20 protein-coding genes are annotated in these 22157 nt (G+C 42.6%); 4 read left to right on the forward strand and 16 right to left on the reverse strand.

Features of this window, described 5'->3' with window-relative positions; all coding sequences use genetic code 11:
- Positions 1–177: 177 nt before the first annotated feature.
- The 4 genes from ACGF5R_RS12360 (at position 178) to ACGF5R_RS12375 (ending at position 2692) form a co-directional block, all read left to right on the forward strand.
- A complete protein-coding gene (locus ACGF5R_RS12360) occupies positions 178–585 on the forward strand; it encodes a cytidine deaminase (RefSeq protein ID WP_262981418.1) in 408 nt (135 codons plus the stop codon).
- Between the two features lie 543 nt (positions 586–1128).
- A complete protein-coding gene (locus ACGF5R_RS12365; protein ID WP_387691078.1) occupies positions 1129–1728 on the forward strand; it encodes a hypothetical protein in 600 nt (199 codons plus the stop codon).
- Positions 1729–1739: 11 nt separating this feature from the next.
- Positions 1740–2276 (forward strand): LemA family protein, encoded by a 537-nt coding sequence (locus ACGF5R_RS12370; protein WP_387691080.1) that lies wholly within the window; start codon positions 1740–1742, stop codon positions 2274–2276.
- A gap of 5 nt (positions 2277–2281) precedes the next feature.
- On the forward strand, positions 2282–2692 hold the full coding sequence (locus ACGF5R_RS12375) for a hypothetical protein (RefSeq protein WP_387691082.1): 411 nt from the start codon (positions 2282–2284) through the stop codon (positions 2690–2692).
- A gap of 175 nt (positions 2693–2867) precedes the next feature.
- Here ACGF5R_RS12375 and ACGF5R_RS12380 read toward each other — a convergent pair whose 3' ends face one another.
- The 16 genes from ACGF5R_RS12380 to flgE all read right to left on the reverse strand — a co-directional run bounded on the left by ACGF5R_RS12380 (position 2868) and on the right by flgE (position 22151).
- Positions 2868–3137 (reverse strand): type VI secretion system PAAR protein, encoded by a 270-nt coding sequence (locus tag ACGF5R_RS12380; protein WP_387691084.1) that lies wholly within the window; start codon positions 3135–3137, stop codon positions 2868–2870.
- A gap of 386 nt (positions 3138–3523) precedes the next feature.
- A complete protein-coding gene (locus ACGF5R_RS12385) occupies positions 3524–4567 on the reverse strand; it encodes a hypothetical protein (RefSeq protein ID WP_387691086.1) in 1044 nt (347 codons plus the stop codon).
- A 181-nt stretch (positions 4568–4748) separates the two neighbouring features.
- Positions 4749–5792, reverse strand: coding sequence for a hypothetical protein (locus ACGF5R_RS12390; protein ID WP_387691088.1), 1044 nt, complete (start codon positions 5790–5792; stop codon positions 4749–4751).
- 181 nt (positions 5793–5973) lie between these two features.
- Complete coding sequence (locus tag ACGF5R_RS12395) at positions 5974–7014, reverse strand: hypothetical protein (RefSeq protein WP_387691090.1); 1041 nt, start codon at positions 7012–7014, stop codon at positions 5974–5976.
- Positions 7015–7195: 181 nt separating this feature from the next.
- Positions 7196–8170 carry a hypothetical protein gene (locus ACGF5R_RS12400; protein ID WP_387691092.1) on the reverse strand — a complete coding sequence of 325 codons (975 nt, stop codon included), beginning with the start codon at positions 8168–8170 and terminating at the stop codon, positions 7196–7198.
- A 49-nt stretch (positions 8171–8219) separates the two neighbouring features.
- Complete coding sequence (locus tag ACGF5R_RS12405) at positions 8220–9815, reverse strand: hypothetical protein (RefSeq protein WP_387691094.1); 1596 nt, start codon at positions 9813–9815, stop codon at positions 8220–8222.
- 20 nt (positions 9816–9835) lie between these two features.
- Positions 9836–10762: a DUF4123 domain-containing protein gene (locus ACGF5R_RS12410; RefSeq protein WP_262981640.1), complete on the reverse strand. Its 927-nt coding sequence runs from the start codon at positions 10760–10762 to the stop codon at positions 9836–9838.
- On the reverse strand, positions 10762–12732 hold the full coding sequence (gene tssI, locus ACGF5R_RS12415) for a type VI secretion system tip protein TssI/VgrG (RefSeq protein WP_387691096.1): 1971 nt from the start codon (positions 12730–12732) through the stop codon (positions 10762–10764). Before tssI ends, ACGF5R_RS12410 begins: the two co-directional genes overlap by 1 nt.
- A gap of 569 nt (positions 12733–13301) precedes the next feature.
- On the reverse strand, positions 13302–14267 hold the full coding sequence (flgL, locus tag ACGF5R_RS12420) for a flagellar hook-associated protein FlgL (protein ID WP_112879172.1): 966 nt from the start codon (positions 14265–14267) through the stop codon (positions 13302–13304).
- 419 nt (positions 14268–14686) lie between these two features.
- Positions 14687–16330, reverse strand: coding sequence for a flagellar hook-associated protein FlgK (gene flgK / locus ACGF5R_RS12425; RefSeq protein ID WP_387691098.1), 1644 nt, complete (start codon positions 16328–16330; stop codon positions 14687–14689).
- Between the two features lie 134 nt (positions 16331–16464).
- Positions 16465–17406, reverse strand: a complete 942-nt coding sequence (flgJ, locus tag ACGF5R_RS12430; protein WP_387691100.1) for a flagellar assembly peptidoglycan hydrolase FlgJ — start codon at positions 17404–17406, stop codon at positions 16465–16467.
- Positions 17406–18515, reverse strand: coding sequence for a flagellar basal body P-ring protein FlgI (locus ACGF5R_RS12435; RefSeq protein ID WP_112879175.1), 1110 nt, complete (start codon positions 18513–18515; stop codon positions 17406–17408). Before ACGF5R_RS12435 ends, flgJ begins: the two co-directional genes overlap by 1 nt.
- A gap of 12 nt (positions 18516–18527) precedes the next feature.
- Positions 18528–19280: a flagellar basal body L-ring protein FlgH gene (locus tag ACGF5R_RS12440; protein WP_112879176.1), complete on the reverse strand. Its 753-nt coding sequence runs from the start codon at positions 19278–19280 to the stop codon at positions 18528–18530.
- Between the two features lie 76 nt (positions 19281–19356).
- The gene (gene flgG / locus ACGF5R_RS12445; RefSeq protein WP_112879177.1) at positions 19357–20139 is read right to left on the reverse strand and encodes a flagellar basal-body rod protein FlgG; all 783 of its coding nucleotides are present in this window, start codon (positions 20137–20139) and stop codon (positions 19357–19359) included.
- A gap of 23 nt (positions 20140–20162) precedes the next feature.
- A complete protein-coding gene (locus ACGF5R_RS12450) occupies positions 20163–20918 on the reverse strand; it encodes a flagellar basal body rod protein FlgF (RefSeq protein WP_387691102.1) in 756 nt (251 codons plus the stop codon).
- A gap of 18 nt (positions 20919–20936) precedes the next feature.
- Positions 20937–22151 carry a flagellar hook protein FlgE gene (gene flgE / locus ACGF5R_RS12455; RefSeq protein WP_387691104.1) on the reverse strand — a complete coding sequence of 405 codons (1215 nt, stop codon included), beginning with the start codon at positions 22149–22151 and terminating at the stop codon, positions 20937–20939.
- Between the last annotated feature and the right edge of the window lie 6 nt (positions 22152–22157).

A 22157-nucleotide genomic window follows, 5' to 3' on the forward strand; every position in this document is an offset into this window, starting at 1 on the left:
TAAAACCGGAATTGATCTGAAAAAATTATAAGTATTCTATACAACATAAATCGTATTGCTTTATACTCCTGTCGATAAGAAAAAGACAAGCGCATTTTATTATCAACTAACCGCTTATTCTTAAAGATGTTATTAACATAGAAAAAAATAAGCTCATTAGAGCGGAGTAATAAATTAATGAATATAGAACAAGAGTTATATAATGCCGCAGTTAACTTAATTGAAAAACGATACCCTAAAGGATGGGGTGGCGCTGCCGCAGTACGGACAGAATCGGGAAAAATCTTAACCAGCATTGCCCCTGATACCAAAATTGACGCATTATCCCTTTGTATGGAAGTTGGCGCTTATCTGGAAGCCCATAAACTGAATGAAGCGGTGACACACTCTTTATGTCTCTACCGTGAAGATGCCGGCTGTGAATATATCATTTTGACGCCATGTGGAATATGTCAGGAGCGTTTGGTTCATTGGGGAGGCTCAGTAAAAGCCGCGGTGACTAATGATAAAAATGAACTGTTATTTAAAGCCATACGTGAACTGCAACCTTATCATTGGTCAGCCGTTAATGGAGAGAAACTCTAATATACCCGTTATCTTTCAAGTTGCCTCTTTGTTGGCTGCACTCACTCACCCCGGTCACATAGTTCTCTATGCTCCCGGGGATTCGCTCCCTTGCCGTCGCGATGCATCTTGAAATCCATTTGGTATATATGTGATTTATTTTAACTTGGTTATTTATTTTATTGCCAAGTATTAACTATTCATTGTGGTTAATACTTGGTTATATTAAATGAAATTATATTTTAACAAAACATTACCACCAAGACATCAAAATAATTTAATCATCAAGGTACATTAATTTTAAGCTTTAACAAGCCAGAATTAAAAATAATGACTATCATTTTCATTTATTAATTTAGCTAAGACTTATCAATATATCATCTTACTTATTAAAGATATTTTAAATAAACAATTCACAATATTATTTACGAGAATAAATAAGAGACAATAATAAATTTTTTACAAATAGGTGACACTATTTCGGATTTAATTTTATCTACCCTATTTATCTATAACGGTCTGAAAACAACACCAGAAAAAAAATTCCTTAAATTTCAGCAGATTTTGCCTACCTCAAAAATCCGTTCAATCGCTATGGGCTTGGTAGAAGTAGAAGGAAAAATAACAGCGGGAACTCACTTCAAAAGTCCTCTGAGTAACAAGCTATGCTATGGCTATCGTTATTATGAATATGATGTCATAAAAGATTCAGAAGGCGATAAACGTTATTCTTTGCGTCATTCGGAAGAAAAAATCCGTCAATTCACTTTGACCGATGATTCAGGATCAGTCCGTATTGATGCAACGCCAGAAACGTTGACATTTGTGAATTTTTCTTCTTATCAGAACGATGAAACCGATTCCGTTTCTTACCAAGAGTACTTGTTATTTCCAAATGAAGAGTATTTAATTATTGGCACAGCTATTGAAAAAGACGATCAAATTGTTATTACTCAGGCTGCTCCTCACAGATTACTGGGGATTGCCTCTAAGGGATATTTAGGCACCTGGAATGAAGTTGCGCCAATGCGCCGTAATCTTGCAATTACTGTCATTAGCGCAGCAATTCTGATTGCCTTTATTCTGACCGTTCCTTATGAATATCAGTCTCATCATTTAACGGTTTTTTATCGTGAATCTCCATTACTGAAATGGTTATTTTAGAGATAACAGCAATGGGTGGATATCTTCTCACTTTTCTTATTCTGGCCGTCATCCTGATCATTGCGGTTCGTTATCTCATAGGCGTTTTTAATAAAATCGTTATGTTAAAAAGATACCGGGATAAAGCATTTGCCAATATTGATATTTTACTGAAAAAACAGGTTGATTTAATTCCACAGCTTATCGCAATAACAGAACAAGCAATGGCCCATGAAAAATCGTTCTTTCTGCAACTAGCAGAAATCAGGAAAAACTACCCCAGTGCAAAAACAACCAATGAAAAGGTGAAAATGGGTAATACATTAGCACATCAGTTGTTGTCATTTCTGATACTTGCAAAGAATTATCCGGCCCTAATCAGTCAGCCGCCTTTTCAACATTTGCAAGCGCAGATCACTCTGCTGGAAAATCAGATTGCAGACAGACGTGAATTCTTTAATGAAAGTGTTGCCCTTTACAATACCGGGATCCGGCAGTTTCCCAATATCATTTTCGCCCAGATATTAAGATATAAACCTAGCCCAATGCTGAACCCCATGCAAGGATAAAACCCATGTTTACCATTCCATTTGATTTATTCGGATTTGTTGACGCCATCCGTAATAATCCGGGTATTTTAATCGTTACTGCGATTTTCGGCCCTGTGGGTGCAATGTTATGCCTACTTCCCTTTGCTCGAATACCAGGAATTAGCCAGGTTATTCAAACACTGGTTATCAGTCTATTAACTTCTGCTTTTATTAATTTACTCTGTGTCGCTATCATTTATTTAATCTTTACAAACGATATTATCCGCCTGTTCTGGAGCTTGATTATTGTCCAAACGGCCTGTTTGTCCTTTTGGTTTATTAATAAAGAAGCTGTGTTTAAACTGGCTGAACAGGATGACGCCCTACGCCAGAGGCATTCGAAAATAGAAAGAAAAAATAATACCAAGAAAAAGAAAAGAAAGCAGAGGAAATAAATACATATATCCTATGGATTTCAAAGTGCATCAAGATGGCAAGGGAACGAATCCCCGGGAGCATAGATAACTATGCATAACTAACTATGTGACCGAGGTGAACGAGAATACAGGGAGCCAAATTCTAGCAATCACAAATTACACTCTCCATAGTAACTGAGAGCACGTTTTTTCCTTAACCAATATTAACACTGCCGCCACCAATCACAATTCCACCACAACTCACCGCATCACCGGTTCTCGCCGCAGGTTTACCATCAACAAAAACGGTGCTAGAACCACCGGCAATTATTCGTGAATGAGATGAATGCGGCGCCAAACTATCGCCCTGACGAGCTAAAGGAATACCGTCAACTTTCACACTGGTCGATCCCGAAATAACCGGTGTCGCTTCACAATCACCATGCGCTGTGCCAATATCACCAATCTTTACTGCATTACCCATATTCCTTCCTCTATATCTGGCAAAATTAATATAATTAGTCTTTAAAATGGAACCAAGATGATGATGAATAGCCTAACTCCTACAATAGCAATGTCTCAGCCCACATATGTCCCGGTTCACAGATATTATTCAATATACGTTTACAACGAGCAAGCGATTCTTCAACAGATAGATATCTTCGTGAGAAGAATAACTTTAATATTCGCCTAACACTGTGATCAGCCGTAATACCGATACTTTTTAACTCGGTAAGTAGTGTTTGGATTAATCGACGTAATCAAATCCCTCAATCTTTTCCAGTTATTCTGGCGTAATCGATAATAGCTTTCTTTTACTGCTCCCATCAAGAATAAGTATCGGGCCAAACAACCCGATATTGCTACCCATTAAATTACCTGAACAAAACGGCCATTAATTAATGAAAAGATTGGTGCGACGGTAGCCAAAATCGTATCTCCATCTTCCTCATCAATGTAATAGTAGGATATTGGGGAACTTTCTGGGTCTGATTTATTCACCAACCTGACCATTCTTCCCTGATTCATTATTTTCACTCTGTAGTCATCCCAATTAATTGGTTTCATTTTGAAACTTTTTATTTTGATATTATGGTAAACAGACTGATCAGCAAAAACACTCTCTTCACTTTCACCGGAAACCCAAGCCCAGGCTCTAAGCGCAACTTTTTGTTGATCACGGAGTGTATTCAAATCCTTAGCGTTATAAGCCTGCCAGACCGCTACATAAGCTTGTTGTAATTGCTGGCGTTGCTCCGGGGTATCGGTATAAGGAGTTGCTTTCTCCCATTCCCATTCAGGCAATCCACTAACTTTTACATTCCTGCTAAATCGGTATAAGGTCATATTGGGTGGATATTCTTTCGGATCAAAATACTTTTTCTCTATATGCCCAGCATCTATTTTTTCCGCCTGTATCACATGACGTACTACCGGTGTGCTAATAGCGGCATATTTCGCTTCATTTGCGGGCGTTATTGCCACAGGCTGACCATTTTTATCTACCGCTATTTCAATTGCCGTCAGTACCTCGCTCTTTTTACCACGCATGGCCGTCAATTCCAGATTACATTTGGCTTCAGGATTAAAGTGGTTGCGGGTTTCATCTGATAGCTTATCCGGGGAAAACCAGCCTAGTGCGCCAAATTCCAGACTGATTTCATTTTCACCGTTTGTCATAAATAACATGGAAGCCGTACTGGCAGTACCAAATCCCCGGCCGCCCCGGGCTGAATTTCGATTATCCATTCCCGTTACACCATTGGTTTTGATGTCACAAAAGGCATACTGAATATCGAATAAACTGCGAATATACAACCGCGGTTCATTTGCATTAGCACCTCGCATTACTATCACACCTAAACCTGACATAATAATCACGCCTAATAATAGCAATAACCATTTTAATCTCATTTTATCCTCACATTCCGGGTAACCCGGTGATAAACGGAATACCATCCAACTTTAATATTAACCCAATCCACAATCCCAGTATCTCTTTACAATCAAAAAATGCTGAACTGATATCACCGATTTTTATTGCATTTCCCATCAAGAGAAAATATCGGGTCAAATAACCCGATATTGCTACTCATTAAATTACCTGAACAAAACGACCGTTAATTAATGAAAAGATTGGCGCGACGGTAGCCAAAACTGTTTCTCCATCTTCCTCGTCAACGTAATAGTAAGATATTGGGGAACTCTCCGGGTCTGATTTATTCACCAATCTGACCATTCTGCCCTGATTCATTATTTTAACGGTATAGTCATCCCAATTGATTGGTTTCATTTTGAAACCTTTTTCGTTGATATCACTGTAAACAGATTGATCAGCAAAAATACTTTCTTCACTTTCATCAGTGGCCCAAGCCCAGGCTTTAAGCGCAACTTTTTGTTGATCACGGAGTGTATTCAAATCCTTAGCGTTATAAGCCTGCCAGACCGCTACATAAGCTTGTTGTAATTGCTGGCGTTGCTCCGGGGTATCGGTATAAGGGGTTGCTTTCGCCCATTCCCAATCAGGTAAGCCACTAATTTTTACATTACGACTAAACCGGTATAAGGTCATATTGAGTGGATATTCTTTCGGATCAAAATACTTTTTCTCTATATGCCCAGCTTCTATTTTTTCCGCCTGTATCACATGACGTACTACCGGTGTGCTAATAGAGGCGTATTTCGCTTCATTCGCGGGTGTTGTTGCCACAGGCTGACCATTTTTATCAATTGCCACTTCAATTGCCGTCAACACTTCACTTTTTTTACCACGCATGGCCGTCAATTCCAGACTACATTTTGCTTCAGGATTAAAGTGGTTACGGGTTTCATCTGATAGCTTATCCGAGGAAAACCAACCCAGGGCGCCAAATTCCAGACTGATTTCATTTTCACCGTTTGTCATAAATAACATGGAAGCCGTACTGGCAGTACCAAATCCCCGACCTTCACGGGCTGAATCTCGATTATCCATTCCCGTTACGCCATTGGTTTTGATGTCACAAAAGGCATATTGGATATCGAATAAACTGCGAATATACAACCTCGGCTCATTTGCATTAGCACCTCGCATTACTATCACACCTAAACCAGACATAATAATCACGCCTAATAATAGCAATAACCATTTTAATCTCATTTTATCCTCACACTCCGGGTAACCCAGTGATAAGTGGAATATTATTCAACTTTAATATTAACCCAATTCACAATCCCAGTATCTCTTTACAATCAACCAATTCTGAACTGATATCACCAACTTTTATTGCATTTCTCATCAAGAAAAAATATCGGGCTAAACAACCCGATATTGCTACCCATTAAATTACCTGAACAAAACGGCCATTAATTAATGAGAAAATCGGTGCAACAGTAGCTAAAACCGTATCGCCATCTTCATCAACATAATAGTAGGATATTGGGGAACTTTCTGGATCTGATTTATTCACCAATCTGACCATTCTGCCCTGATTCATTATTTTAACGGTATAGTCATCCCAATTAATTGGTTTCATTTTGAAACCTTTTTCGTTGATATCACTGTAAACAGATTGATCAGCGAAAATACTCTCTTCGCTTTCATTAGTAGCCCAAGCCCAAGCTTTGAGAGATGCTTTTTGTTGTACCCGTATAGTATTCACATCTTTGGCGTTATAGGCCTGCCAGACCGCCATATAAGCCTGTTGCAATTGCTGACGCTGTTCTGAGGTATCCGTATAAAGTGTTGCCTTTATCCACTCCCATTCAGGCAAGCCACTGATTTCCACATTTCGGCTAAACCGGTATAAGGTCATATTGGGTGGAAATTTCCGGCTATTAAAGAATTTTTTATCTTTATGCCCAGCCTCTACCTTTTCTGCCTGTATCACATGACGTACCACTGGTGTACTAATAGCAGCATATTTTGCTTCATTTGCTGGTGTTATTGCCAAAGGTTGACCGTTTTTATCTATCGCTACTTCAATTACTGTCAACACCTCGCTCTTTTTACCACGCATAGCAGTTAGTTCCAGCGTGCATTTAGCTTCAGGGTTAAAGTGATTACGAGTTTTATCTGACATTTCACTTGGAGAAAACCAATCCAACGCACCAAACTCCAGACTGATTTCATTCTCACCATTAGCCATGAATAGCATAGATGCTGTACTGCCGGTACCAAATCCCCGACCTTCCCGAGCCGAATTACGGTTATCCATTCCCGTTACGCCATTAGTTTTAATATCACAAAAGGCATATTGGATATCGAATAAACTGCGAATATACAACCGCGGCTCATTTGCATTAGCACCAAACATCACCATTACTCCTAAACCAGACATAGTAATCACGCCTAATAATAGCAATAACCATTTTAATCTCATTTTATCCTCACATTCCGGGTAACCCGGTGATAAGTGGAATATTATTCAACTTTAATATTAACCCAATTCACAATCCCAGTGTCGCTTCACAATCACCAAACGCTGTATCGATATCACCGACTTTTATTGCATTTCCCATCACAAAAAAATATCGGGTCGAATAACCCGATATTGCTACCCATTAAATTACCTGAACAAAACGACCGTTAATTAATGAAAAAATTGGCGCGGTAGTAGCCAAAACTGTTTCTCCATCTTCCTCATCAACGTAATAGTAAGATATTGGAGAATTCTTTAAGTCTGACTTATTCACTAACCTAACCATTCTGCCCTGATTCATTATTTTAACCCGGTAGTCATCCCAGTTAATTGGTATCATTTTGAAGTCTTTTGCATTGATATCACTAATAGATTGATCAGCAAAAATACTCTCTTCACTTTCATTAGTAACCCAAGCCCAAGCTTTGAGCGCAATTTTTTGTTGATCACGGAGTGTATTCAAGTCCTTAGAATTATAGGCCCGCCAAGCAGCCATATAAGCCTGTTGCAATTGCTGACGTTGTTCCGGGGTATCAGTATAAGGAGTTGCTTTCTCCCATTCCCATTCAGGCAATCCACTAACTCTTACATTCCTGCTAAATCGGTATAAGGTCATATTGGGTGGAAATTTCCGGCTCTTAAAGAACTTTTTATCTTTATGTCCAGCTTCCACATTTTCTGCCTGTATCACATGACGTACCACCGGTGTGCTAATAGCAGCATATTTCGCTTCATTTGCGGGTGTTATTGCTACAGGCTCACCATTTTCATCAATTGCCACTTCTATCGCTGTCAACACCTCGCTCTTTTTACCACGCATGGCGGTTAGCTCCAGATTACATTTAGCCTCAGGATTAAAATGATTACGAGCTTTATCTGACATTTCACTTGGAGAAAACCAATCCAACGCACCAAACTCCAGACTGATTTCATTTTCACCATTAGCCATGAATAGCATAGATGCTGTACTGGCGGTACCAAATCCCCGACCTTCCCGAGCCGAATTACGGTTACTGAACCCGGTTACTCCATTCGTTTTAATATCACAAAAGGCATACTGAATATCAAATAAACTGCGGATATATAACCTCGATTCATTTGCATGAGCACTCAACATAAAAATCACTCCTGATAACAGCAATAACAGTTTCAATCTCATTTTATCCTCACATTCCGGGTAACCCGGTGATAAATGGGATGTTATCCATCTTAGGCTTAAAGTTAGTATCATAGCCCATTTCCCATGAAGCTGTTTCAGCGCCCGGGACTATCTCTGGTCGAGTAATAGGCCGCTCTTCCCCTATCAGATTAATTCTTAACGGGGATTCTTTGGCTTTTAATGGATCAGCAATAACCCACTTCTTTTTGACTTGGATTAAAGATTTTTCACCATCTTTTTTTTCCACATCCGCAGCTACCTCAATTTCCGCAACAATTCCATTATGGTAGCCAGCCAGATCGATCCCTTTATCATGTTGATCAAGTTCAAAACCCGCCGCTGTTTTTACAGCCACGCCCGCTCCCATTGCGACTTCCATTATCATAATATGGGTCTTAAAGGCGACATTCATTTTTCCCTCCAGACTCAATTTCAAATCATTCTTATCACCGGCGTCAAAAGTCCACTGCTTTTGTTTATAAGCGGCACCCAATTGAAAGGACAGATTGCATGCCAAAATAATGCAACATTCCAGATCTAAATAGTTTTTATCATTTGAATTCCTGCGGGCCACCGCCTCCCTGAATTTGGCTGCCACACGCTCTATCTTGCAATACGCCGCCCCCATTTGAATGAGATCCAGTTTTGCCGTCATCCCCAAAAAAGGAGCGGCACTGAAACCTAGAAAATGGGTACGGTCATCCATCGAAGTGGTTCGGTCATAAGCATAAGCCAGTCCAATATTGATGGGGTCCACCTTAAGCTCAAGCAGTTGGTAGCTGCGGGTGCCTTTTGAATCCGGATCGGGCGCCAGGTATTCTTTGGTATAACCCAGTAGCTTTTCCACCCGATTGATGGCCTCTAAATTGGGCAGGTTTTTCCTCACCTTATTAATTTCCGCAAACTTCGCCGAATAATCCATATCCTGAACCGTTAAAGCGTATTCGACGTTAATGGCCGTCTGTCGGGTCAGATAAAATGGGTCCGTATGGGTTGTCCACCCACTGCGCAGTTTATTGCCATTTTTAGGCTTGACATTTTCCATCGCCTGACGCGCTTTTTTCTGCTCATCACGTCGCTCTTTTACAGTGCGTTCTCCATGAGAAAAATCAAAGCTCAATCCAACCGAGACCATAAAACTGACCGACGGGTAAACCGCTATCGTCGCGTACTGTTGACTATCCAGGCAGCCCTGGGTTATTAACTTATAATAACGCGGTTCACTGTAGATATCTGTCGGGTTGGCAAGATTAGATAAATAAAACCAGACACTTTCCAAATCACTTTCAATCTCAGCGTCTGCCAACTGATCTTTATAAAATAATGTCACCTCCTGCGGAGCATTAAATTCTAGCGTTTTCTCTTTCTGCCCCCCCGTTAGCACCGCATGATGTTTAGCCGCATTATTACATTTAGTTTCAATCTGTATCGTCCCTTTTTGACCTTTTCCATGATCAATCAGGCTCATCTTAATTGCCGGCTTTTCAGGCCAAATCTGAGTATTCTGACCAAAAGTGACGCTGATTTTATAAATACAGGGGTCCGGGTTGTCGCATGTCATGCAGGCAACACCAGCACGGTGTGAAATAGTTTGCTCAGCCATATCAATTACCTTTTAATTACCTAATCGGGGATAAAACCCAATTCGCTTTTTAATAATGTTTCCATCCGATAATAACCCGGCCACTGGGGGTCTCTGAGTGCGGTTAACCATGCCCGCGGGATTTGCTCAAACTGATTGATATGTCTCTCCACCAGTAAATAGAGAAACCCTCCAATGGCGCGTTCATCAGTGATTTCATTATCACGACAAAAATAAAAACAATCCTCTGCTAAGGTTTTATGTTGAATAAATGTGGCCTCATCCATGTAAGCGGGAAAATAATGTGTCTCAGGGAACGGGTTTTTCAATATCCGGTCTGAATGTGCCGACAGGGAGTCGTATGGCAGATCTATCGTACCGGCGCCATTATGGTAATTGACTTCATTAATAAATTGCGTCAGTTTATTAATATATCGTTGCTCGAATAGCTCATTTAACTGAGCATATTGCTTTGTTGTGATCCGCAACATCTTTTGTCTGGAGCATGCCTCTGCGGGAAATTGTTTTCTGACCGCGTGAAAATTATCTTCATGCTTAACGCCCATCAGAGAAGTGCTAATTTTATTTATCGGCCCCAGAAAACAGTGAATTTCCCAGTCACTGAGGACACTGAGAAACTCCCAGATATTACGCGGATCATAAAACCGGAAAAATACCGGTTTATCTTGATCGGGTAATAATACTTGGAGATATTTGCGTAAATGCTGACGCAATGTTTTCATATCCGCTTTTGAGTGAAGACAAATTCCCCAGCATGTTTTCCATTCCTCTAAATACAGTCCGACTTTTTCTGTTACCTCCACCAAATAAGGCGCCACCTTAAGCAGCTCAGGTGATAAAGATTCGTCATAAAGACAAACCGCAGGGGGATTAAAATTTTCCAAGATAAAAAACAATCGGTATTCAATCGCACCGTCAATGACGGCATAATATTTTTCAGCGGCCATCAGTTGTTATCCTCCTTCGGACAGTGTGCAACAAACAAGGAACCAGCACTAGCGGCAGCTTGCAAAATAACCGGATTCGCCGGTCGCAATAAATCTCCAGGACTCCCCCCTGAGTTCAGATTAATAGATGGACCTTTAATATCGACACCATCAGCATGAATAACAATAAAGCTATTACCTACTTTCAGACTGATTTTATTGCCGCTTTGCACCGTAATATCACCATTGGTATCAATACTGAGCATACCCTGAACTTTCTGTGCCACATTGCCGCCAGCTTGCAAAGTTTTGTCACCCTCAACCTGAACAACGTAGTTCCCGGTGGTTTTATGCTCCTGCTGCCCATCAACCGTTATTTTACGGTTGTTGGCAATCACCAGTTCGTCATCATGTCCAATGCTGGTTGTACGGTTGTAATTAATTCGCTCATCCCGGGAATTAAGCACCTTAATCGCCAGATTTTTCTGAGCATGAATAAACACCTCTTCTCGGTCTTTTTCATCCTCAAACCGCAGTTCATTAAAACCCTCTCCTTTATGGGTTTTTGAACGAATTGACATCTGAGTTTTTGCTATCGGCAGATGGTTAGGCACAATATTAGCGGCATGATAGGTACGCCCAGTAATAATTGGCTGATCGGGATCGCCATGTAGAAAATCCACCAACACTTCCTGCCCTACACGCGGGATAGCAATCATACCCCAACGCTTGCCGGCCCAAGCCTGACTGACTCTGATCCAACAAGAACTCTGGTCATTGAATTTGCCATATTGATCCCAGGCAAACTGTACCCGCACACGCCCGTATTCATCACAAAAGATCTCTTCCCCCTCAGGGCCAACCACGGTCGCAATTTGTAGGCCGTCAATGCGCGGCTTAGGATAAGGCGAGGGACGCCATACCCGGTTGCGATCGCCAAAGGTGAAATCGTTCGTTAAGGTCGTCCCCATTTCACCGAAACGGGATTCATCCGCCTGTGGCTGTCTACCGTGATGGCTGATGCTAATGACCAGCCACAGGGTATTAAATTGCGCTTTCGGATGATCAGTCAGCGTAAACCCTGATGCCGGCGCCAGGGCAAAACAGTCACTTTGCCCACGGCCAAACATAGCATCAGTGCGGAGCGCTTCCAGACGATATTGACTCAGGCGCTCGCCAATCGCACCTTTTTTAAAGCGCCCGGGAAAATCATAGTAAGTGTAACTGGGTAAATCTGAACGCTGGTGGTTAATTTGGCGTTCGTGATATTCATATTCAGCCCCCCACAGTGGATTTTTAAAAGTACGATCCTTCAACTCAATATTGGCAATCCCGACCTGTTCACGCCAACAGAATCGACTGATACTGCATTGGCTTCCTGTCGCATCCAATTCTGGATGATAAGGCAGTGAAAGGTTGCTATTTATCCGATAAGAATCAGTAAAAACAATTAATGGCTCTCCCCGCTCTTCACTAAAATCAAAATAATAGAATATTCCTTCATCAGCCAATAAACGATGAAGAAACGCCAAATCACTCTCATCGTATTGAACACAAAATTCCCGTTCAGGATGCTCATAACGCAATAGGAAATGGAAGTTTCTAACGCCATTTTCTTTCAATAATATTTCAATAATCTCGGTCACAGATTGATGCTGAAAAATACGGGAATTCACCCGTAATCCCGCACGCCATAAACCAGGGTGAAGAGTCAAGGAATAATAACTGCGATGACGACCTGTCGTACCTTGTTCAAACTGAGTCACAATCCCAGTGACACTGCGTTCTATTTTTCCATCGCGATAAACGGTTAGTGTCGCAAAATGATCCAGAACATCCGCAAAATCAATATCCGGGTCAGCACTGGTTAATGTCACCTCCAGACAAAATAATGTTGATAGAGCTTCATCTAGCGTAAAGTCAACCACAACAAAAGTTTTCTCCGGGAGACTACCCGCAGTAAGTGTAAAAACCAGCCCTGAATCTGTCATGACATTCCTCCTGATTGCAGGAAGTGGAGACTCAGGGAATTAAGCAGATCATGTAAAACAACCATAATTTCACCCTCTTTTACTTAAATGATTACCGCACCTATTCACCGGCATATTCATTTACCAAATTTTCCTCTGTTCAACATATGAGCGGGAGAATAGAAGATGGAAGAAATAATCAACTTATTTTTTTAAAAAAAATGATATTTTATTCTGGTGAAAATAGGGATTTTTGCGTAAAATTTCAATATATTAAATAAGTTACGTTAAAATTAATGATAATGATTTTATTAACCAAAATCGTTGGCCTGAATCAGTAATAAAAACAAAAGAGGAAACCAAATTAACGTAATATTTCAAACGATATACTTTTCTTTTCCACTTATCAGTCGAATCCGCTGTATATATTTAACTGCAAAAAAACAGCATTCACTTTATTAAAAGTAAACATCTATAGGAGTATTAATTCAGAAATTAAAACAGAATTATTTAAATAATAAATAATGACGTAAGATATTTAATTGATAAAATCGCTGGCCTAAAAACCAGCGATTAAAGTAAAAATTAAATTAACGAAATATCTCAAACAACGACATGCCTTTCATATCGACAAATGTTTTATACGATGCTTGAAGTACGGCTTGTTGCTGATAATAATTCGAAATCGCTGAGTTCCATTCTACATCAACCAATTGACTCAAACGGCTTTTATTCGCCAAGCTGCGTTCTGCCCCCAAATTATTTAAGTCTTCTATTTCTCTCAGTTGTAAACCCAATACCGACTCCACAGAAGAGATATTATTCAACGCATTGCGAGCGCCGCGGTTAGCCTTATTCAACAATTCCAGCGCATCATCACGACTATTTTGATCTGCCCCGGTAAAGGGTGTTTTCAATGACTGAATCGCCATGTCTATGGTTTTAAATATATCAGATTCACTCGGGCTGCCATCCGGCTCTTTTATCGGATTACTGGTAGACGAGAGAAAAACCTGCTCCCCGGTATGTCCAATAATCATAGAGCGGTTACTATCTACTTTCTGAGTTATTTCCTCAGAGCCACCTCGATAGCTCACTGTACCGCTTGTACTCTCATCAAAAGGCTTCACATCCGTTTTATAACCGGCAAAAATATAGCGGCCATTACCATCGGTAGTATTACCCAAATTCACCAGTTGTTCTTTAAACCCTGTCAGTTGAATAGCCAACGAGTTACGATCTTCATCACTCAATACACCGTTTACTGTGGCTACCAAACTTTCATGAATATTTTGAACCACACCGACAGCTTTGGATACCACACTCAATTGCATAGAAATCGCGTTGTTAGCAAACGAGCGAGCGGTTATATACTGCTGGTTCTGAGATTCAGCCTGAGCAACCATGACACCCTGAGATGCCGCCATCGGATCATCAGATGGATTTATCACCCTCTGACCACTGGATAGCTGTGCTCCCTGCTGCATCCATTTCGACTGAGCAGTAGTGATACTCGTCATTTTCTGCTCGTACAATATATTGGTACTTACGCGCACAATTTCATTCCTTTTAAATATTCAGCTATACCCGTTATCTTTCAAGTTGCCTCTTTGTTGGCTGCACTCGCTCACCCCGGTCACATAGTTTGCTATGCTCCCGGGGATTCTCTCCCTTGCCGTCGCGATGCATCTTGAAATCCATTGGGTATATACCCGTTATCTTTCAAGCTGCTGCTTTGTTGGCTGTACTCGCTCACCCCGGTCACATAGTTTGCTATGCTCCCGGGGATTCTCTCCCTTGCCGTCGCGATGCATCTTGAAATCCATTGGGTATATACCCGTTATCTTTCAAGCTGCTGCTTTGTTGGCTGTACTCGCTCACCCCGGTCACATAGTTTGCTATGCTCCCGGGGATTCGCTCCCTTGCCGTCGCGATCCATCTTGAAATCCATTGGGTATATTAAATGGCTCGTTTATTAGTGACGGAGTTCTAAAATAGCATTAAATAGCGTTGTGGCAGTCTGGATAACTTGAGCATTGGCCAGATAATATTGCTGTAAGTTTTGTAATGCGCCATATTCTTCATCTACGTTGACGCCGGAAACCGACTGCTGTTCAGCGTAAAGTTGTTTAGTAATATTATTCTGAGTTTCTAAATCAACATTCGCCGTGCTAGTCTGGTTACCAATAGTACTGACCATCGAAGCATAAGCACCAGAAAATGATGCTTTACCCTCTACCAATTTTTTGTTCTGCAATTCAATGAGTTTTTTGGCATTGACGTTATCACTCGGCCCACCATCTTTAGTACCGGCAACCGCCAATTGCGACGCATCTTTAATATTAACCGCCATACTGCTAATAACACCATTGACCGCTTTCAGTGTATATCGATCGTGTTCTTTTGCATCGGTTGGATCAACTTCAACTTTTAATCCATCAAATTCCAGTGTATTACCTGTTACTTTGGCAGCAATATCCGCCTTATCAGAGGCTCGCTGGATTTTCCAATTAGCCCCATCGTAGCTAATATGATAATCACTGGCTTTCACCGCTGAGGTATCTGTATATTCCACTTTAAAATCAACAGAACCTTTATTTTTACTATCAGCAATTACATCCGGGTTATTAAATGTGAAGAAATCTTCACCCGGTTTGCCTTTTAAATCAAAACCAGCACGATGAACCTGATTAAATTGATCGCCCAATACCAACGCTAATTGGTTTAACTGATTACGGGAATTATCCAGCACTTCACTACGCGCCCTCAATGTGCCGCTTAATTGCCCTTTATCAATAAATTTTTCATCAATTTCAACAAGATCACCAAAACCACGATCATAACCTAATGTGATGCGACTGCTGTCCGCATTGGATGAAATCGCTTCAACTCGGTAAGCGGTTGTTCCCTGAACCAGTGTTAATCCCCCTGCAAAAGCGACATTGTAAGAATCACTATCCTGCTGAGTCACACTCACGCCAACCAGTTTATTCAGTTCATTGACCAATTGATCACGCTGATCCAGTAATGCATTCGGCTCAGCACTACCGCCGCCTCTCATACGGGTAATTTCACCATTGAGTTTAGCAATTTGCTGCGCATAGTTATTAATAGACTCAGCCGAGTTAACTATTCCCCGATTAATGTTATTTTCCATTTTACGCAGGAAGGCATCCGCACTTTTCAACTGGTTTACCATCCCCTTTGATTTACCAATCGCTGTCGTTCTGGCTGCATCATCTTCCGCATTACTGACGACATTTTGTAAACTGGTAAAGAAGTTATCAATGGTGTTTGACAGGTTATTCGCTTTGTCTGCCAGCAAATTATCAATCTGGGAAATTTGCTGAGTATAAGTGGTTAATGCCCCTTGTTTCGCCTGAGCCGCAGACAGTTGTTGATTAATGAATTCGTTATATTGACGGTTAATACTGGTAACAGTAACACCATTTCCGATAAAGCCAACGGACGTCATCGTGCCACCGTTTTGATTGATAACTGTCGATTGCCGGTTGTAACCAGGAACTTTGGAATTTGCAAGGTTATTACTCACGGTTCCCAGAGTAATCTGAGCAGCCTGAAGGCCACTCATCGCGGTATTAATAAGACTGTTGGACATCAGAAGATCCTTTTGCGTTTTATTTATGTCTCCGCTAGTGGGTGGCGGCAAACAATCTTTCAGATAACTAAAAACAAAGTCTGAATTGCTTTAATTTATCGGCTGAGCTCAATAAAACTTGAGCAAAATAGAGATCAAAATAGTTTACTCAAATCGTAGGTATAAGCTTTTACCGCCTGCTCTCCAGCACCTTTTAACTGTTGAATAACTGAGACCAGTTTTTTCGCATATCCGGGATCGGTCGCATAACCTGCCTGTTGTAAGGAATAAGCCCCTTGTTCCGGGGTAACAGAACGGGCAACGTTGGCGTAACGGGGACTTTCTGTCAGTAATGTGACGTAATCCTCAATCGCTTCCACATAAGAGCCATAAACACGGAAGTTATCCTTCATTTTCTGAGGCTCACCGTTGATATATTCTGTGGTCAAGATATTGGTTACCGGCCCTTTCCAACCTTTACCCGCTTTAATACCAAACAGATTATGACTTGGCTTACCCTCAGCGGTCAGAATCTCTCTTTGTCCCCAACCAGACTCTAATGCGGCCTGAGCAATAATCAGCAAATGAGGAATACCACTGCGTTGGCTAGCTATCCGGGCAGGGGTCGAAAGCGTAGATATAAAATTTGTGCTGTTTAGGGGAAGCGGTTTAGGTGCCGCCTCGGGTTTCGGTGCCGTTCGACGTATAAATTGCTCAAGCGCCTGCCTTGGCAAGGTTTGTAAAACTTCGTTATCCGGTGTCATGGGGATCTTGCCCGCTATTTCGCCAGGGGCAGTTTTGTTGTTAGCAAGCTGCTTGAGCATCATATCGGCAAAACCTAGCCCCTTCTGAGCCATATTTTGCGCGATTTGCTGATCGTATATCGAAGTATAAAGGCGCGTCTGTTCACTGCTCAACATGCCATCTTTAGGCAGAGCTGAACGCATGCTTTTCAACATCATCTGAACAAATAGCCCTTCCATTTGTTGGGCTACTTGCCGTAGCCCCTGTTGTGGATCTTTTGCCAGATTGGATTTTAACGTGTTAACCGACTGTACATCATAAGCCGCACCGGGCAGGGTTAAAAAATCATTCATCAAATGATCTCCAATTTCGCCCGCAGACAACCTGCACTTTCCATTGCCTGTAAGATTGACATTAAATCATTCGGGGTCGCGCCCAGTGCATTCAAGGCTTGAATAACATGGCTCAAACTTGCACTGGCGTTAACCTGCTGCAACGCACCATTTTGTTCACGGACAGCAACAGCGGGATTACGAGTAACAACGGTACTGCCACCTGCTAACGGTGTATTGGGCTGACTAATAACCACCTGATTATCGACAATGACAGAAAGATTCCCTTGAGCAACAGCGCAGCTATCCAGCATGACATTACGGTTCATTACCACAGAGCCGGTGCGAGAGTTGATAATCACTTTGGCATCACCGACATCAACACGGACAGTGAGATTCTGCACATGGGAGAGGAATTTAACCTGCTCACTTTTATCTCTCGGCATACGCAATTGTACTGTGCGGGCATCCAACGGCGTTGCTGTTCCCGTTCCGCCCGTACGATTGATGGTATCGCTAATTTGCTGCGCCAGTGAGAAGTCTTCGTTATTTAATTGAAGATTCAGTACGCCATTTTCACCAAACTGCGTAGGCAATTCCCGTTCAATCACTGCACCGTTACTAATCCGACCACCTGCAAGCTGATTGACTTTTACACTGCTTCCCCCCGCGCTGGCGCCAGCGCCGCCAACCAATATATTACCCTGCGCCAGAGCATAGACTTGATTATCAACACCTTTTAACGGTGTCATCAGCAAAGTACCACCACGTAAGCTTTTCGCGTTCCCCAGTGAAGAAACCACTACGTCGATATTCTGCCCGGCACGGCCAAACGGCGGTAACTTCGCGGTGACCATCACGGCAGCCACGTTTTTCAACTGCATATTGGTTCCCGGAGGAACGGTAATCCCCAATTGGGATAACATGTTGCTTAAGCTCTGAGTGGTAAATGGCGTCTGAGTCGTCTGGTCACCCGTTCCATCCAGCCCAACCACTAATCCATAACCAATCAACGCATTTTCCCGTACTCCTTGAACCGTGGTGAGATCACGGATACGTTCTGCTGATGCCGTTGTTGTCACCAGAGTCAGCAATACAAGAAGAAGGCTGACAGCAAATTGTTTTATCATAACCATCCCCTGTTAAAATGGTGCAACATTCAGGAAGAAACGCTGTAACCAGCCCATGTTCTGCGCTTCATTGATATAACCATTCCCCACATATTCGATGCGGGCATCAGCGACCTGATTGGAACTGACGGTGTTATTAGCATTAATTGTCCGTGGGTTAACGACACCGGAGAAACGAATAAACTCGGTTCCCTGATTGATAGCAATCTGCTTTTCACCGACCACATGTAAGTTACCGTTTGCCAATAACCGATCGACTGTCACGGTAATCGTCCCTCTGAAGGTGTTATTCGCATTAGCGCCGCCTTTCCCACCAAAAGTATTCTCTGCTTCCATATCCAGATCGGTTTTATCTCCACCAATTAACCCTTTCAGGAAACGGGGAGTCAGTGCTGCGGAAAACGTGTTTTTTCCATTACGGCTGGCATTGGCCGAAGAATTCTTACTGGCGCTGACATTTTCCTGCAATGTAATCGTCAGGGTATCGCCAATATTTCGTGGTCGGCGATCTTCAAATAGCGGCTGATAACCATAATAAACCGGCTGTACTACTTGAAAAATAGCGCCATTAGGGACTGGCGCGGTTGCCGCGGAAGGTGCTGCGGTGGTTACCCCCTCAACCAAGGGTTTTTGTGGTATATACGCACAGCCCGTTAGTGACAATACCGCCAGTGCTATACTACAACGCCATTTATTCGCCACATTTTTCCGTAAATGGCGGAACTGACAAACGGCGCTGGTCTCGGCAACAGCCATTGTATCCATCTTCGATACTCTTTATTTATCCCTGAATAACGGGGAAACTTGAATGTTCCCCCGCAGTTCTGATTGACGATTTAGGTTATAACTGAGTCAGTTTTTGCAGCATCTGATCAGACGTCGACACCGCCTTACTGTTAACTTCATAAGCACGCTGAGTCTGAATCATGTTGACCAATTCTTCAGCGATATTGACGTTAGATGTTTCGACATATTTATGCTGGAGCAACCCAGCGCCATTGATTCCCGGCGTGTTTTCAATCGGTATGCCAGAGCTGCTAGTCTCTACATAAAGGTTTTCGCCGATACTTTCTAACCCACTGTCATTGATAAAGGTTGTCAGGGTAAATTGACCAACTTGCTGAGGGGCCGATTGCCCCTGTACTTTCACGCTGACAACACCATCACGGCTAATGGTGAGGTCCGTCGCGTTATCAGGAATGGTAATGGTAGGGAAGATCAAAAAACCGTTAGCGGTTGCCAACTGCCCGTTTTGATCTTCCTGAAATGAACCGTCACGGGTATAGGCACTGGTACCATCAGGTAACTGGACCTGAAAGAAACCCTTTCCTCTAATGGCAACATTATGGCTGTTATTAGTTTCAGATAAGTTTCCCTGACTATGTATACGTTCTGTTGCTACCGGACGCACCCCGGTACCTATCTGTAAACCAGAAGGCAAGCGGGTTTGTTCCGATGACATCGCTCCTGGCTGACGAATGTTCTGGTAAAGCAGATCTTCAAAAACGGCACGCTGGCGTTTAAAACCATTGGTGCTGACGTTTGCCAAGTTGTTGGCAATCACATCCATATTGGTTTGCTGGGCATCCAGCCCAGTTTTAGCAATCCATAATGATCGGATCATCGGTTTTATCCTCTGTGTCTAAATCAACTCATTGCTAATAGCTGATTAGCACGTTGTGCATTTTCATCTGAGCTATGGATGACTTTCATCTGCATTTCAAAACGGCGGGCATTGGCAATCATACTCACCATGCTTTCCATTGGGTTGACGTTACTTCCTTCAAGCACTCCGGGAATTAATTTCACCTCATCACTGGCTGGCAAGACGTCACCCTGTAACGCCTGTGCCTGTTCCGTCATGTGAAATAGGCCATCATCACCACGGACTAGCTGATCGCTCTCCGGTTTCACCATTTTCAATCTGCCAAGTTGTCCCAATTGTGTTGGCGGATCACCAGGAATCAGTGCAGATATAGAACCATCCGTCGCCAGGGTTAATTCAGCCTGCGGCGGAACATTGATCGGGCCGTTGTCCCCCATCAACAAGTTACCTTGAACAGTTAGCTGACCTTCCGCTGAAATCTGAATACTGCCGTTACGCGTGTAAGCCTCAGAACCCTCTTCAAGCTGAACCGCCAGATATCCCCCCTGCCCAATCGCCACATCCAACGGACGAGAAGTATAGTTCATCGGCCCTTGACGATTGTCAAAGCCCGGCGTTGAAGCGACAACTAAAGTACGGGTATTAAAGGTAGCACCTTCCACAGGCACCGCCCGCAAAGCAGCCAGTTGCGCCTTAAAACCCGACGTCGAGGCATTAGCCAGGTTATTTGCCGTCACTGCCTGATGTTCTAGTGTCTGACGAGCACCGCCCATTGCGGTATAAATGACATGATCCATAATGCTATCCTGAAACTATCAACGCATACTGACCAGCGTTTGCAGGATCTGATCTTGAGTTTTAATGGTTTGCGCACTGGATTGGTAGTTGCGCTGCGCCACGATCATATTAACCAGCTCCTGGCTCATATCGACGTTGGATGCTTCCAGCGAACCACTGAGCAATTTACCAAAACCCCCCGATCCCGCAATGCCAACAACTGGGCTACCTGAAGCACCCGTCTCTATCCAAACGTTGTCACCCTGCGCTGCCAGCCCCTCTGGGTTAGCAAAGTTAGTCAGAACGATCTGGCCTAATAATTGAGATTGCTGATTGGAATAGGTGCCGATGACACGACCATCGTCCTCAATACGGTAGCCATTGAATTCACCTGCGGCATAACCGTCTTGCTTGAGCGTCGATATGCTATCAGCATCAATTTTCTGCTGTTTACTGCCATTAAAATCAATGGTGATATCAGCGGCATTAGAACCATTCAGAGAGGGAACATTAAATGTAAACTGATTATTGTCACCAATCAGCTTACCATTACCATCAAATTTCAACGTCCCCAATGGAGCTGCTTTAGCGCCCTCAACCGCACTATCCTGAGCATGAACCTGCCATTCGTTATCGTTCGTTTTCACAAAGAAAACCTTGATAGCATGTGGGTTACCCAGGCTATCAAAGGTGGTAACACTGGTAGGATAGTTATAAGAATCCTTATTTTCTGGCGAGAAAACATCTGCCAGTTTTTTATGCATCGAATTAAGGTTGGTTGTCATCGTAACCTTAGTTGTTGCTTTAGCCGCCAGTATACCTTGAGGTATTGTAATCGGCTCTGGGTTAGCCCCTTTCTGAATCTCCGGCGCGCCGCCATTGACACCGACTGCGGGATAGCCAGTCAATTTCATGCCTTGCATGTTGATAATATTACGGTTCTCATCCATCTTGAATTGACCGTTACGGGAATAGTAGATCTCACCATCACCGCCTTGCATACGGAAAAAACCGCCCTGAGTGATCGCCAGATCAAGTGGGCGATTAGTCGTGGTCGGCGTACCATCTTTAAAATTCTGATTAACACCCGATATTTTTACCCCCAGACCCACCTGAGAACCGGCAAAAATGTCAGAAAAAGTAACCGTGCTGGATTTAAAGCCATATGTCGCCGCGTTAGCGATATTATTACCAATAACATCCAAATTACCTGCCGCAGCATTCAAACCACTTACTGCTTGTGAAAAAGCCATACTATT

The organism is Photorhabdus sp. RM71S, from assembly GCF_042879355.1.
In the GTDB taxonomy this organism is placed as follows: domain Bacteria; phylum Pseudomonadota; class Gammaproteobacteria; order Enterobacterales; family Enterobacteriaceae; genus Photorhabdus; species Photorhabdus kayaii.

Coding starts and splice junctions, on each gene's coding strand:
- ACGF5R_RS12360 (WP_262981418.1), top strand. CDS start 178: ATGAATATAGAACAAGAGTTATATAATGCCGCAGTTAACTTAATTGAA.
- ACGF5R_RS12370 (WP_387691080.1), top strand. CDS start 1,740: ATGGGTGGATATCTTCTCACTTTTCTTATTCTGGCCGTCATCCTGATC.
- ACGF5R_RS12375 (WP_387691082.1), top strand. CDS start 2,282: ATGTTTACCATTCCATTTGATTTATTCGGATTTGTTGACGCCATCCGT.
- ACGF5R_RS12380 (WP_387691084.1), bottom strand. CDS start 3,137: ATGGGTAATGCAGTAAAGATTGGTGATATTGGCACAGCGCATGGTGAT.
- ACGF5R_RS12385 (WP_387691086.1), bottom strand. CDS start 4,567: ATGAGATTAAAATGGTTATTGCTATTATTAGGCGTGATTATTATGTCA.
- ACGF5R_RS12390 (WP_387691088.1), bottom strand. CDS start 5,792: ATGAGATTAAAATGGTTATTGCTATTATTAGGCGTGATTATTATGTCT.
- ACGF5R_RS12395 (WP_387691090.1), bottom strand. CDS start 7,014: ATGAGATTAAAATGGTTATTGCTATTATTAGGCGTGATTACTATGTCT.
- ACGF5R_RS12400 (WP_387691092.1), bottom strand. CDS start 8,170: ATGTTGAGTGCTCATGCAAATGAATCGAGGTTATATATCCGCAGTTTA.
- ACGF5R_RS12405 (WP_387691094.1), bottom strand. CDS start 9,815: ATGGCTGAGCAAACTATTTCACACCGTGCTGGTGTTGCCTGCATGACA.
- ACGF5R_RS12410 (WP_262981640.1), bottom strand. CDS start 10,762: ATGGCCGCTGAAAAATATTATGCCGTCATTGACGGTGCGATTGAATAC.
- tssI (WP_387691096.1), bottom strand. CDS start 12,732: ATGACAGATTCAGGGCTGGTTTTTACACTTACTGCGGGTAGTCTCCCG.
- flgK (WP_387691098.1), bottom strand. CDS start 16,330: ATGTCCAACAGTCTTATTAATACCGCGATGAGTGGCCTTCAGGCTGCT.
- flgJ (WP_387691100.1), bottom strand. CDS start 17,406: ATGAATGATTTTTTAACCCTGCCCGGTGCGGCTTATGATGTACAGTCG.
- ACGF5R_RS12435 (WP_112879175.1), bottom strand. CDS start 18,515: ATGATAAAACAATTTGCTGTCAGCCTTCTTCTTGTATTGCTGACTCTG.
- ACGF5R_RS12440 (WP_112879176.1), bottom strand. CDS start 19,280: ATGGATACAATGGCTGTTGCCGAGACCAGCGCCGTTTGTCAGTTCCGC.
- flgG (WP_112879177.1), bottom strand. CDS start 20,139: ATGATCCGATCATTATGGATTGCTAAAACTGGGCTGGATGCCCAGCAA.
- ACGF5R_RS12450 (WP_387691102.1), bottom strand. CDS start 20,918: ATGGATCATGTCATTTATACCGCAATGGGCGGTGCTCGTCAGACACTA.
- flgE (WP_387691104.1), bottom strand. CDS start 22,151: ATGGCTTTTTCACAAGCAGTAAGTGGTTTGAATGCTGCGGCAGGTAAT.